Annotated in this window: 13 protein-coding genes; 7 read left to right on the forward strand and 6 right to left on the reverse strand. The window is 45.9% G+C overall.

The window, feature by feature from the left end:
* Nucleotides 1–38 precede the first annotated feature (38 nt).
* The 4 genes from G5A70_RS01440 to G5A70_RS01455 all read right to left on the reverse strand — a co-directional run bounded on the left by G5A70_RS01440 (nucleotide 39) and on the right by G5A70_RS01455 (nucleotide 2522).
* On the reverse strand, nucleotides 39–1169 hold the full coding sequence (locus tag G5A70_RS01440; protein WP_173747341.1) for an aldo/keto reductase: 1131 nt from the start codon (nucleotides 1167–1169) through the stop codon (nucleotides 39–41).
* A gap of 157 nt (nucleotides 1170–1326) precedes the next feature.
* On the reverse strand, nucleotides 1327–1968 hold the full coding sequence (locus tag G5A70_RS01445) for a manganese catalase family protein (RefSeq protein WP_173747342.1): 642 nt from the start codon (nucleotides 1966–1968) through the stop codon (nucleotides 1327–1329).
* Nucleotides 1969–1971: 3 nt separating this feature from the next.
* Nucleotides 1972–2244, reverse strand: coding sequence for a spore coat protein CotJB (locus G5A70_RS01450; RefSeq protein WP_173747343.1), 273 nt, complete (start codon nucleotides 2242–2244; stop codon nucleotides 1972–1974).
* Entirely contained in the window at nucleotides 2241–2522 is a 282-nt protein-coding gene (locus tag G5A70_RS01455; protein WP_226853432.1) for a spore coat associated protein CotJA, read from the reverse strand. Before G5A70_RS01455 ends, G5A70_RS01450 begins: the two co-directional genes overlap by 4 nt.
* 190 nt (nucleotides 2523–2712) lie before the next feature.
* Here G5A70_RS01455 and G5A70_RS01460 point away from each other — a divergent pair, with 190 nt between their 5' ends.
* From G5A70_RS01460 to feoB, 3 genes are all read left to right on the forward strand, one after another.
* The gene (locus G5A70_RS01460; protein WP_173747344.1) at nucleotides 2713–2931 is read left to right on the forward strand and encodes a cation transporter; all 219 of its coding nucleotides are present in this window, start codon (nucleotides 2713–2715) and stop codon (nucleotides 2929–2931) included.
* A 123-nt stretch (nucleotides 2932–3054) separates the two neighbouring features.
* Complete coding sequence (locus tag G5A70_RS01465; RefSeq protein WP_173747345.1) at nucleotides 3055–4941, forward strand: heavy metal translocating P-type ATPase; 1887 nt, start codon at nucleotides 3055–3057, stop codon at nucleotides 4939–4941.
* A 20-nt stretch (nucleotides 4942–4961) separates the two neighbouring features.
* On the forward strand, nucleotides 4962–7292 hold the full coding sequence (gene feoB, locus G5A70_RS01470; protein ID WP_173747346.1) for a ferrous iron transport protein B: 2331 nt from the start codon (nucleotides 4962–4964) through the stop codon (nucleotides 7290–7292).
* 89 nt (nucleotides 7293–7381) lie between these two features.
* On the opposite strand, the gene G5A70_RS01475 is transcribed toward feoB, so the two are convergent.
* Both G5A70_RS01475 and G5A70_RS01480 read right to left on the reverse strand, forming a co-directional pair.
* Nucleotides 7382–7945, reverse strand: a complete 564-nt coding sequence (locus tag G5A70_RS01475; protein WP_173747347.1) for a manganese efflux pump MntP family protein — start codon at nucleotides 7943–7945, stop codon at nucleotides 7382–7384.
* A 356-nt stretch (nucleotides 7946–8301) separates the two neighbouring features.
* On the reverse strand, nucleotides 8302–8664 hold the full coding sequence (locus tag G5A70_RS01480) for an ArsR/SmtB family transcription factor (RefSeq protein ID WP_173747348.1): 363 nt from the start codon (nucleotides 8662–8664) through the stop codon (nucleotides 8302–8304).
* A 131-nt stretch (nucleotides 8665–8795) separates the two neighbouring features.
* Here G5A70_RS01480 and G5A70_RS01485 point away from each other — a divergent pair, with 131 nt between their 5' ends.
* The 4 genes from G5A70_RS01485 (at nucleotide 8796) to fabD (ending at nucleotide 13196) form a co-directional block, all read left to right on the forward strand.
* Nucleotides 8796–10616 (forward strand): glycerophosphodiester phosphodiesterase, encoded by a 1821-nt coding sequence (locus G5A70_RS01485; RefSeq protein ID WP_173747349.1) that lies wholly within the window; start codon nucleotides 8796–8798, stop codon nucleotides 10614–10616.
* Between the two features lie 13 nt (nucleotides 10617–10629).
* A complete protein-coding gene (locus tag G5A70_RS01490) occupies nucleotides 10630–11811 on the forward strand; it encodes an FtsW/RodA/SpoVE family cell cycle protein (RefSeq protein ID WP_173747350.1) in 1182 nt (393 codons plus the stop codon).
* A gap of 110 nt (nucleotides 11812–11921) precedes the next feature.
* Nucleotides 11922–12155 carry an acyl carrier protein gene (acpP, locus tag G5A70_RS01495; protein ID WP_173747351.1) on the forward strand — a complete coding sequence of 78 codons (234 nt, stop codon included), beginning with the start codon at nucleotides 11922–11924 and terminating at the stop codon, nucleotides 12153–12155.
* A 114-nt stretch (nucleotides 12156–12269) separates the two neighbouring features.
* Nucleotides 12270–13196, forward strand: coding sequence for an ACP S-malonyltransferase (gene fabD / locus G5A70_RS01500; RefSeq protein ID WP_173747352.1), 927 nt, complete (start codon nucleotides 12270–12272; stop codon nucleotides 13194–13196).

Consider the following 13196-nt stretch of genomic DNA (forward strand, 5'->3'; position numbering starts at 1 on the left):
ACTTCGCGATGAGGTGTCTTTTTTCTGTGATTTTTTTGCTATTTGTCTAATTCACCCAGTTCCTTTGCTGCTGTTTCCAGATTCTCGCGAATGGAGAGAGCCTGAGGACAGACCGTTTCGCATTTGCCGCATTTTTTACACTGGTCGGCTCTTGCGGATTCTTTCATGTCTGTAAAATAAGCATGCTTTGTTTTGGCATCGTTTCCGTACATGGACCATTCGTTCCAGATACGGAAGTTCCCCGGGATATCTACGCCAAAGGGGCAGGGCATGCAGTAGGCACAGCCGGTACAGCCGTTTTTCGTTCTCTGGCGGATGGCAGCCGCCACATCAGCAACCACTTCTTTTTCCTGAAGAGAGAGAGGTGTAAAGTCTGTAAAGGTGTCCAGATTGTCTTTTACCTGCTCCATGGTGGACATACCGCTCAAAACAACCTTTACGTTTGGTTTGCTGGCCACCCAGCGAAGAGCCCAGGATGCAAGGCTGCAAAGAGGATCAAAGTCTGTAAACCGGACAGAAATTTCCTGTGGAAGAGAAGCTAAAGCGCCGCCTTTTACCGGTTCCATAATGACCAGAGGAATTCCCAGCTCTTCTGTCAGTTCATAGCCCCGGTCACCAGCCTGGATTTCTGTGTCAATGTAATTGTACTGAATCTGACAGAAATCCCAGTCTCTGTAGGTGAGAATCTTTTTAAAGGTATCAAAATCGTCATGGAAGGAGAAACCAAGAAAGCGGATTTTCCCCTGCTGTTTCATGTCCTCCAGAAATGGAATCACACCTAAATCCAGCACCTGCTGCCATTTTTCCTTGTCCAGACAGTGAATCAGATAAAAATCCACATAGTCGGTCTGGAGACGTTCTAATTGTTTGTAAAAAATTTTTTTCACGTCTTCCGATGTTTTTATATCCCACATGGGAAGTTTGGTAGCCAGATAAAAGGATTCCCTGGGGTATTTTTTCAAGGTACGTCCCAGAAAGGGTTCGCTTTCCCCGTTGTGATAGGGGTAGGCTGTGTCTATGTAGTTCACTCCGGCTTTTATAGCGGTGTCCAGAAGTTTTTGGGCTTCTTTTTCGTTAATGGTGCCATCTGTATTCTGGGGAAAGCGCATACAGCCAAATCCCAGAAGAGAGGGAGAGACTCCCAGTTTTTCAAATTTGCGATATTCCATATGTTACCTCCTCATGTGTTGTAGGTTATCGTTCTCTTTATTTTATCATTGTATGAGAAAAAAGGACAGATAGAAAAGAAAAATTGTACAGGAAAAAATAAGAAACAGGCAGATATAGGAAAAGGATATACCCGCCTGTTTTTGAAATATTTTTTAATTATTTGCTGCAGTTACAGGTATTGTCTTTGCAGGATGCCTTACAGGGCATATCAAACGCCGGATTAAAGGCATAGAAGTTGTTGGAATCCAGGTCTTCCTGAACGCTTCTTAAAACTTCACCGAAACGCTGAAAATGAACGATTTCTCTGGCGCGGAGGAATTTGATGGGGGCAATGACATCAGGGTCATCAATCAGGCGCAGAATGTTGTCGTAAGTGGTTCGAGCCTTTTGTTCTGCTGCTATATCCTCAAATAAATCCGTGATAGGGTCGCCCTTGGACTGAAATTCACAGGCGTTGAAAGGAATTCCCCCTGCCGCCTGTGGCCAGATACCTACTGTATGGTCCACATAATAGGGGGCAAAACCGGATTTTTCAATTTCTTCCATAGAGAGGTTGCGGGTAAGCTGGTGAACAATGGTGGCTACCATTTCCAAATGCCCCAATTCTTCGGTTCCGATATCCGTCAATGTTCCCATAGCTATCCGGTTGGTCATGGCGAATCGCTGGGACAGATATCGCATGGAGGCGCCCATTTCTCCGTCAGGGCCGCCATATTGGCTGATAATCACCTGCGCTGCTCTGGCATCAGGTTTTTTGATATTGATAGGAAACTGCAGTCGTTTTTCATAATTCCACATCTTTTAACACACTCCTTCCCAAGGCCAGGGCTGCATGACCCAATCCCAGCACTGTCTGCAGTTTTCGCTGTCGCTGTCCAGTGTGAGAGGACCGAAGCGGGCTGCATATTCTTTCAGAAGCTCTTTCCGGAGCGCTGTATTTTCACAAAAATAAGCCATAGCATCGTCGTCGTCCGGGTGGGTATCCAGATAAAGAGTCATGTCGTTCACTGCGAAACTGACCTGGTTAATCATAGAGAAAAGTTCCGCCTGAGAACAGGAACGGGGATTTTTCATCGTCTGACACCTCGCTTTCCGCAAAATGGTTTGCAAAGTTCCGGAAAAATAGTACCCATGGGAAATGCTTTGCATAAATCAAAAACAGTAGAGAACTGCTGGCAGGGAACATAGGCCATAGTAAGAGGCAAATGGTCCGCATGTGTGTAAATTCCTGTATTGTCTACCCGGTCTGAGCAGCCGCAGCCTGAAGAAACCGGAGCGCTTTTCCGGACAGCCTCACGGGGCATAACCCGGCAGGAACGGCAGGCATTATAATGCATTCGATAATTATCCATGATTCAAACCTTTCTGTCTATGTTTTCACAGAACAAAGAGAGAGTTCTGTTACATTCTTATTTTATGGCAATCTGGTAAAAAAGTGAGAAAAAGTATTGACTTTTTGGATAACATCCATTATAGTACAAATATAGATTAAACAAATGTTTAATTGTTAAAGAAATATTGAATGAGAAAGGAGTACTTATCATGAAAAAAACTTATAAAATCGAAGTAGACTGCGCAAACTGTGCAAATCTGATGGAGGAAGCTGCAAAGAAAACAGCCGGTGTTGCAAATGCAACGGTAAACTTCATGGCACTGAAAATGATTGTGGAGTTTGAAGAAGGCCAGGAACCGAAAAAGGTTATGAAAGAAGTTTTAAAGGCATGTAGAAAAGTAGAGCCTGACTGTGAAATTGAGTTTTAAACAAAGATGATAAGGGTGTGGGGATGCTGCGGTAAGTGCATCCCCTTCAAAATTTAAAAAAGATAAGAAATTCCTATACAAAAAAAGTAGATATGGGATATAATAAAGCGAAAGGAGAAAATTATGAGTAAAAAGCAGAAAAAAATGCTGATACGAATTGTGATTACGGCTGTGATGGTTCTTATTCTGCAGTTTATATCTGTGTCGGGTCTGCTGCAGCTGGCTTTGTATCTGGCTGCTTACCTGATAATCGGATATGATATTTTAAGAAAAGCGGGGAAGGGAATTTTAAACCGCCGGGTATTTGATGAGAACTTTCTTATGGCCATTGCCACAGTAGGAGCTTTTGCTCTGGCAATTTATTCCGGAAGCGGAGATTATAACGAAGCCATTGCGGTTATGCTGTTTTACCAGATTGGTGAATTGTTCCAGAGTTATGCAGTAGGCAAAAGCCGGAGAAATATCAGTGCACTTATGGATATCCGGCCGGATTATGCCAACATAGAGCGGGACGGGAAATGGGAAAAAACAGACCCGGACGAGGTGGCTGTAGACAGTATTATTGTGGTGCAGCCGGGAGAAAAAGTACCTCTGGACGGCATTGTTTTAGAGGGAACTTCCAGCTTAAATACCAGCGCTCTGACGGGAGAAAGTCTTCCAAGGGATGTAAAAGCGGGCGACGAGATTATCAGCGGCTGCATTAATATGACGGGCGTGCTGCGAATCAGAACCACAAAGGAATTTGAGGAATCTACAGTTTCTAAAATTCTGGAACTGGTGGAAAACTCCAGTTCACGGAAATCCAAATCCGAGAACTTTATTACCAAATTTGCCAGAGTTTATACGCCGGCTGTCTGCTATGGAGCCCTGGCTCTTGCCGTGCTTCCGCCGCTGATTCAGCTGCTGTTTCTGGGGCAGGAGGCTGCTTGGAGCATGTGGATTTACCGTGCGCTGACTTTCCTGGTTATCAGCTGTCCCTGTGCACTGGTTATCAGTATTCCGCTCAGTTTTTTTGCCGGTATCGGCGGAGCCAGTAAAGCGGGTGTACTGATTAAAGGTTCGAATTACATGGAAACACTGTCTCAGGCGAAATATGTGGTTTTTGATAAAACAGGAACTCTGACCCAGGGAGTCTTTGAGGTCACGGGAATTCATCACAATAAGATGGAAGAGGCCAAGCTTTTAGAATATGCCGCTTTGGCAGAATGTGCGTCTTCTCATCCTATCAGTAAGAGTCTTCAGAAGGCTTATGGAAAAGAAATTGACAGAAGCCGGGTAGAGGACATTCAGGAAATCAGCGGAGAAGGAATCCTGGCAAAAGTAGACAAAAGAGAAGTGGCAGCCGGAAACAGTAAGTTAATGAAACGTCTGGGAATTGCATATCGTGACTGTCACAAAGTGGGAACCATTATTCATATGGCTGTGGACGGGGCTTATGCGGGACACATTGTAATTTCCGATGTTATAAAGCCAAATGCGGAAAAAGCAGTCAAAAGGCTGAAAAAATCAGGCGTGGAAAAAACCGTTATGCTCACCGGAGATGCGAAAGCAGTAGCCGAACAGGTTGCGGAAACACTTGGGATTGATGAAGTTTACAGCGAACTTCTGCCTGCAGGAAAAGTGGAAAAGGTAGAAGAACTGTTGGCGAAGAAAGGGACAAAAGCGAAGCTGGCCTTTGTGGGAGATGGTATCAATGACGCTCCGGTGCTGACACGGGCAGATATCGGAATTGCCATGGGCGCCATGGGCTCTGATGCAGCCATTGAAGCTGCAGACGTGGTATTGATGGATGATGACCCGATGAAGATTTCAAAGGCCATCCGGATTTCCAGAAAATGTCTGGGTATTGTATACCAGAATATTGTGTTTGCCCTGGTGATTAAATTTGCCTGTCTGGGACTGGGGGCCCTGGGAATTGCCAATATGTGGTTTGCCATATTTGCTGACGTAGGCGTTATGGTGATTGCGGTACTGAATGCCATCCGGGCTCTGCGCGTGCAGAATCTTTAGTACAAAAGAGGGAGATTGAAATGAAACTAAGTGAATTACAAATCGGAAGTACGGCCACCATACTTGCCGTAGGAGGAACCGGGGCTTTGCGCCAGCACTTCCTCGATATGGGGCTGATACAGGGAACCGAGGTCACGGTTGTAAAGTATGCGCCTATGGGAGACCCCATAGAACTGCGCATACACGGCTACGAACTGACCATACGTCTGGAAGATGCCGGGAATATTGAGATTAGCAAAGCTCATGAGCCCAAAGCGGCAACGGTGAAAAAGCCGGGACCGGAAAAACATCATCCCGGATACGGAGAAGGGGGAAAATATCACGACAGAAAGCAGGAAAATCCTTTGCCGGAGAGTGAAACCCTGACCTTTGCCCTGGTGGGAAACCAGAACTGCGGAAAAACTACGCTGTTTAATCAGTTGACTGGTGCCAAGCAGCATGTGGGAAATTTTCCGGGTGTGACTGTGGACCGCAAGGACGGCATTATCCGGGGGCATGCCAACACACTGATTACGGATTTGCCGGGAATTTATTCCATGTCACCTTACAGCAGTGAGGAAATAGTTACCCGTGAATTTGTTATCGGAGAAAAGCCAAAAGGCATTATCAATATTGTGGATGCTACCAATATTGAGCGAAATCTCTATCTGACCATGCAGCTTTTGGAATTGGGCTTTCCCATGGTTGTGGCATTGAATATGATGGATGAGCTGAGAGAAAACGGCGGTTCTGTCATGGTGAACGAAATGGAGGCAGCCCTTGGCGTGCCGGTGATTCCCATTTCTGCGGCAAAGGGAGAAGGCATTGAAGAATTAATCCGCCATGCCATTCATGTGGCGAAATACCAGGAAAAGCCTTTGAAGATGGATTTTTGCAGCAAAGAAGAAGGGATTCACCGGGGAATTCATGCCGTCATGCACCTGATTGAGGACCATGCCGGACAGGCAGGTATTCCCGTCCGGTTTGCGGCCAGTAAGGTAATGGAGGGAGACGGTAAGCTGTTGGAACAGCTGCATCTTACCGAGCAGGAGAAAAATCTTCTGGAAGATATTGCCAGACAGACGGAAGTAGAAACAGGTATGGATCGCGCGGCTGCTGTGGCGCAAATGCGGTTTAGCTACATTGAGGATGTGTGCAGCGGAACCATCATCAAGCCCAAGGAAAGCAAGGAGCGTATCCGAAGCCGGAAAATGGACCATTTCCTCACCGGAAAATATACAGGAATCCCTGCTTTTATTGGCATTATGGGAATTGTGTTCTGGCTTACTTTTAATGTCATTGGTGCATTTTTGCAGGGCCTTTTGGAAAATGGAATCACAGCCCTGACTGAGCTGGCGGATAAGGCTATGACAGCAGCTCATGTGAACAGTGTGATACATTCCCTTATAATTGACGGTATTTTCAACGGTGTGGGCAGTGTGCTCAGCTTCCTGCCTATTATTGTGACCTTGTTTTTCTTTCTGTCTATTCTGGAGGACAGCGGTTATATGGCAAGGGTGGCCTTTATTATGGATAAACTGCTGCGTAAGCTGGGGCTTTCCGGCAGAAGTATTGTTCCCATGCTCATTGGATTCGGATGTACTGTACCGGGCGTTATGGCCAGCCGGACTCTTCCTTCCGAGAGGGACAGAAAGATGACCATTTTGCTGACACCGTTTATGAGTTGTACGGCAAAACTTCCCATTTATGCTTTTTTCACGGCTGCCTTCTTTCCAAAGTATGAAGCGCTGGTTATGATTTGCCTGTATGTGTTTGGGATTGTTATGGGAATTGTCATGGCGCTGGTATTCAAGAAAACAGCATTTAAGGGAGAAGCTGTGCCCTTTGTTATGGAGCTTCCCAATTACCGTATGCCGGGAGCGAAAAATGTGGGACATCTTCTGTGGGATAAGGCCAAGGATTTCCTGCAGAGGGCCTTTACCGTTATTTTTGTCGCTACCATTGTCATTTGGTTTTTGCAGAATTTCGATACCGGACTGAATATGGTATCAGATTCTCAGGACAGTATTCTGGCACTGGCAGCCGGCTGGCTGGCGCCTTTGTTTGCACCGGTGGGATTTGGAGACTGGAGAGTTGTGACTGCCTTAATTTCCGGTTTCCTGGCAAAAGAAAGCGTGGTTTCCTCGCTTACTGTATTGTTCGGAAGTACCGCCGTTTTACAGAGCAGCCTGAGCATTGCCGGAGCGGCAGCCCTTCTGGTGTTCTGCCTGTTGTACACTCCCTGCGTAGCAGCCATTGCTTCGGTGAAACGCGAGCTGGGCGGCAAATGGGCAACAGCCATGGTACTGGGCCAGTGTGTGATTGCCTGGATAGCAGCCTTTGTGATTTACCAAATTGCGCTGTTGTTTTAGGGATTTTTAGAAAAAGATACTTACATAGAGAAGTGAATACAGGAGAAGCTGCCGCGTGCAAGAACTGCTATGCGACAGCTTCTTCGCTTTTATCCGAACAAATGCTCAATCAGAATTTTAAGACCAATGAGAATCAGAATGACACCTCCGGCAATTTCAGCGTATTTTCCTAATTTTCCGCCTATCCGGTTCCCCAGAAATACAGCAGCGAAGCTGATGACAAAGGTAGTGGCGGCAATAAGACAGACGGCAGGCAGAATGCTTACCTGCAGGAAGGCAAAGCTGATACCTACAGCCAGGGCGTCAATGCTGGTAGCAATGGCAAGGAGCAGCACCTCTTTTCCGGAAATGCTGTCCACGCAGGCTTCGCATTCGGCCCCGGCTTCTTTGGATTCCCGAATCATGTTAAGACCGATAAATCCCAGTAAAAAAAAGGCAATCCAGTGATCCACAGAGGTAATCAGGGCCTCAAAATGGGTGCCCACCCACCAGCCCAATAAGGGCATAAGTCCCTGAAAGAGACCGAAAGCCAGAGCCAGTAAAAAGGCATATTTTTTTACGTTTTTTTTCAGGGAGATTCCCTTGGCAAAGGAGACGGCACAGGCATCCATGGCAAGTCCCACTCCTACAAAAAATACGGCTGTTAAACTCATAATGGTTCCTCCTTTTTTCATTTCAGGTATATGGATAAGGCAGTGCGCCTGCTTCGGGCAAATAAAAAGAGACTTGTCCACACAAAATCTGCGTGGATAAGTCTCGTTATTACCCATAATTGAAAATATGAGATGTATTTCCAACTATCTGCATATAAAAGACCGGGAATAAATCCTCTGGTTTTATATACAGACCGACAAAACACAGCCAGTAAATTTTGCCGGTTACACTGCACCAGATGAAAGGTTCATCAATATGTTGATACAGTGACTTCTGACAAAGCTAACTACTCCCTTATACAACTTTAGTATCATAACGGATAAAAACATAATTGTCAATAGAAACAGCAGGAAGTTTATAATTGTATGCAGGAAATCTCCATCATTTCTTCAATCATTTTATGAAGGGTTTGTGCCTTTCTGGAAAGACTGGCGCGATAGTAAGTTTCCTTGCCGTCTCTTCGGGATTCAATCAGTCCGCTGCTGCGCAGAAGGCGAAGGTGATGAGCTACAGCAGGACTGCTCATTTCCATCATGGCAGAAATATTAATTACACATTCTTCACAATGACATAAAATCCAAAAAATGCGGATACGCGTAGGATCGCTTAACTGTTTGAAAATGGAAGATACAAGTTCAAAATTTTCTGTGGCAGGCATGTGATTTAAAAGCTGCTCTTTTGATTGTCCATGCTGATGTGGTAGTGTCGTGTGTTCCATAGTAAAATCCTCCTTACATTCTGTTATATAGTGTAACATAGATTTCCCGTTTGGAAAACACCCTTGCATAAAGCAGCCTGTTTTTGTTAAAATAAAATCAGGCAATACAAAAAGGTGATGATTTGATATTTATGAAACGCATTTTAAAGAAGACATGGGCAGTACTCAGATATAATTTAGGAAGTCTGCTTTTATTTGAAACCGGGTACAGAATTGCTTCTTTTTTTCTGGTTATGCAGCTGACCCACAGAGCAGTGAATTTTTCTTTGAAAAAACAGGAATTCAGTTATCTGACGGCGGAAAATTTTGTGCGTTTTCTCTCTTCTCCGCTGTCGATTCTGCTTTTGCTGTTTTTACTGCTGCTTATTCTTCTGCTTTTTCTGATTGAAGTTTCCAGTCTGTTGTCCGGTTTCCTCTGTTCTTATCAGAAGCAGAAAATTTATGCCAGTGATATGCTGCTTTTAGGCATTAAGAGAACTTTTGCTTTTTTGAGACACAGCCGGATATCCTGGATTTTTGGGGCGGCTCTTAGCGCACCGTTTTTCACTGCTTATTTTGTGGCCAGAGAAATTTCTTATATTCGGGTGCTGGAATTTACGGCCATTCAGATTTACAAGGCGGTAAAGCCTTCGTTTCTCCTGTATCTGGCTGTGGGCATTTTGCTTTTGATTTCTTTTCTCTGTGTTTTCACTCTGCCCTATGCCGTTCTGGAAAAGGAAAAGAACAGGCGGGCCATGCAAAGAGGCCTGGAACTGCTGCAAAAACAGTGGAAAAAGACACTGTCCGGCTTTCTTGTACTCCATGTGCTGATGGCAGTCTTTATTGCGGCAGTCTATCTTGCCGCTATGGCGGTTATGACAGTCTGGGTGTTTCTCGGCGTGACCGGAGGAGAGAAGGTGACCCGGGTACTGATTTACAGCGGAGACGTGAATATGGCGCTGGGGGTCTTTGCAGGGGCTGTGCAGCTTACCGTAAGCCTGGCTTTTGTGTATGTGCTTTACGCCAGGTTTCATGTGCAGTCTAAAGAAGAAGTGGCGCTTTACCGGCTGATGGAGCACTATGCCTGGTTTTCCAAAGTGGGAAGGAGAAAGGCGGCGGCCATACTGACCGCAGTATTTGTACTGTGTGAGGGAGGATATCTGGGACTCTTGGCAGCGGGGCATGATGTTTCTCTGGATACGCTCACTGCGGATATGGGGATTACGGCTCACAGAGGCGGGGCCAGAATGGCCCCGGAAAATACCATAAGCGCCCTGGCTTATGCCATAGATGCAGGCGCAGACTGGGCGGAAATTGATGTGCAGGAGACAAAAGACGGAAAGCTGATACTCCTGCATGACGATTCCCTGAAACGGACGGCAGGGGTCAATAAAAAGGTCTGGGAGATGACACTGGCCCAGATCGAAAAGCTGGACGCAGGCTCCAGTTTTCACCAGAAATTCCGGGGAGAAAAAATCCCGACTCTGGAGGAGGTCTTAAAATTTTGCAAAGGAAGACTGGACTTAAATATAGAGATTAAGTATAATGGTAAAAACAGAGGAATTGTTCATAAGGTTGTCCGCGCAATTCGGGAAAATGGTTTTGAGGATTATTGTGTGGTGACTTCTATGAATTATGGATTCCTGGAGCAGATAAAGGAGACGGCTCCGGAAATCCGTACGGGATACATTATGACAATGACATACGGCAGCACAGCCAACATTACGGCCGCTGATTTTTTCAGCGTGAAGCACACTTATGTGACAGAGTCGTTTGTAAAAGAAGCTCATGGAATGGGGAAAGAGATTCATGCGTGGACAGTGAATTACAGGGGAGATGTCCGGCGCATGATAGATATGGGAGTGGACAATATCATTACAGACGACCCGGTTATGGTGCGGAAGGTGCAGGGCCGGGAAAGCGGCAGTCAGACCGGGTACCGGGAACTGCTGGGCTATGCCCTTGGAATTTAGCGGGAGGAAGTAAATGCCAAAAAAAGAAAAAAAGGGGAAAGTGTTCAAGGCAGAGTATTATGATTTCAATCTGGTGGCAGTCGTTATTCTGCTGATTTGCTTTGGACTGGTTATGCTTTATAGTACCAGCGCTTATACGGCGTTGGTGAAAGATAATAATGACATGGCGTATTTTGCCAAGCAGGCTATTATCAGTGCCTGCAGTATCGTAGGCGCGCTGGCAGTCTCAAAGCTGGATTACCATTTGCTGTACTATGTCAGCGGAATGATTTACTGGGTTTCTATGGGACTGATGGCTTTGGTAAAATTCAGCCCTATGGGAGTCGAGGTAAACGGCGCCAAAAGATGGCTGAATTTCGGTATCGATGCGCTGCAGTTTCAGCCTGCAGAGGTGGCAAAGATTGCGGCCATTACGTTTATTCCCTGTCTGATTATGAAGATGGGAAAAGAGGTGGCTACAAGAAAAGGCTTCTGGAAGCTCATGGCTTACGGAGGCGGCCTGGCGGCGGCAGCGTTGATTTTTACCGATAACCTGAGTACCGCCATCATCATCGGCGCTATTACCGGATTTATGATTTTCATTGCCCACCCCAATCAGAAAATGTTTCTGCGTATCATTCTGGTTCTGGCAGTGCTGCTGCTAGTGGGAAGAATTGTTCTGCAGATGACACTGGGAGATATGCAGCTGGATATGACCAATGTGGACAGCTTCCGTCTGAAGCGTGTGCTGGTATGGCTGAATCCGGAGCAGTATTCTTCTGCCGGAGGTTATCAGATTATGCAGGCCTTGTATGCCATTGGAAGCGGGGGCTTTTTTGGCAAGGGACTGGGGAACAGTGTACAGAAGCTGGGGCCTGTACCAGAGGCGCAGAATGATATGATTTTCTCCATCGTGTGCGAGGAACTGGGTGTATTCGGCGGTCTGGTTATTATTGTGCTGTTTGGCTATCTGTTGTACCGCCTGTTCTTTATTGCCCAGAATGCCAGGGATTTTTACGGTTCTTTGATGGTCAGCGGAATTATGGTGCACATTGCTTTGCAGGTTATTTTAAATATCTGCGTTGTGTTAAACTGGATACCCACCACCGGAATCACCCTTCCTTTTGTCAGTTACGGCGGTACGTCCATTGTGTTTTTGATGGCAGAGATGGGCATTGCCCTCAGCGTTTCCAGACAGATTTATTTTGGAAAATAAAAGGGTTGACAAACAGGGGCAAAGAGGATATACTTTGAACATCAAAATAATAAAGCAAACAATTCCATGGCAATGGAAAAAAATAAGTAATTTAAAGGAGACAGAAAACGATGTTAGAAAAAATGAGAGAAATTATTGCAGAACAGTTAAATTGTGATGGAGACAGCATTACCCCGGAAACTTCCTTTAAAGAAGATTTGGGAGCAGATTCTCTGGATTTATTTGAACTGGTTATGGCGCTGGAAGATGAATATTCCATTGAAATTCCTTCTGAGGAGCTGCAGGAACTGACTACCGTAGGTTCTGTAATCGAATATCTGAAAACAAAAGGTGTAGAAGAATAAAAAAAGAGGCTGCTGCATGAAGTGCAGAAGAAAATCCGGCACTTCATGGAACAGCCCATATTTTTAGGTTAATATTTTGAATAACAAAATATTTTATATACAAAGGAGTGTGCAATGGGAAAGACAGCGTTTCTATTTCCGGGACAAGGCGCCCAGTATGTAGGCATGGGCAGAGATTTTTATGAAAATATGGCGGTATGCAGACAGGTGATGGACCTGGCCGGACAAATGGCAGGACTGGATGTGAAGAAAATCTGCTTTGAAGAAAAGGAGAAAATTCATATTACCGAATACACCCAGATTGCTATGGTGGCCGTAGAGGCAGCCATTTTGAAAGCTTTGGAAGAAGAGGGGATATTTCCGGAGGCAGCCGGAGGATTGAGCCTGGGAGAATATGGAGCTGTGCTTGCAGCCGGGGTGATGTCTCTGGAGGATGTTTTTTCTCTGGTGCGCAAGCGGGGCATTTATATGCAGGAAGCCGTTCCTTTTGGCGGGGCTATGGCAGCGGTGCTGGGACTTTCCGGGAAGCAGGTGGAAGACATCTGTGAGGCAGAGCCGGGTATGGTGTCTGTAGCCAATTACAACTGTCCGGGACAGGTGGTGATTACCGGAGCCTCTCAGGCTGTGGAAGAAGCTACCGAAAAGCTGAAAAAAGCAGGAGCCAGAAGAGTGCTTCCCCTACAGGTATCCGGGCCTTTTCATTCTCCCATGCTTGCGGAAGCAGAAGAAAAGTTAAGAAGCGCTTTGCAGGAAATCAAGGTGCAGAAGCCGGGGATTCCTTATACCGCCAATGTGACGGCGCAGTATGTAAGAGAGGCCGGTGAGGTGAAAGAACTTCTGGCTCGTCAGGTCTCTGCTCCGGTACGGTGGCAGCAGTGTGTGGACACCCTTCTGTCTGATGGTGTAGAGACTTTTGTAGAAGTAGGACCGGGAAAAACCCTCACCGGATTTGTGCGGAAAATAGACAAAAATGCCAGGGTACTGCAAGTGCAGACCATAGAAGATTTTCAAAATCTGGTAAATATCTGGAAAGAAAGGTAG

It is taken from the genome of Blautia hansenii, from assembly GCF_013304445.1.
In the GTDB taxonomy this organism is placed as follows: Bacteria; Bacillota; Clostridia; order Lachnospirales; family Lachnospiraceae; genus Blautia.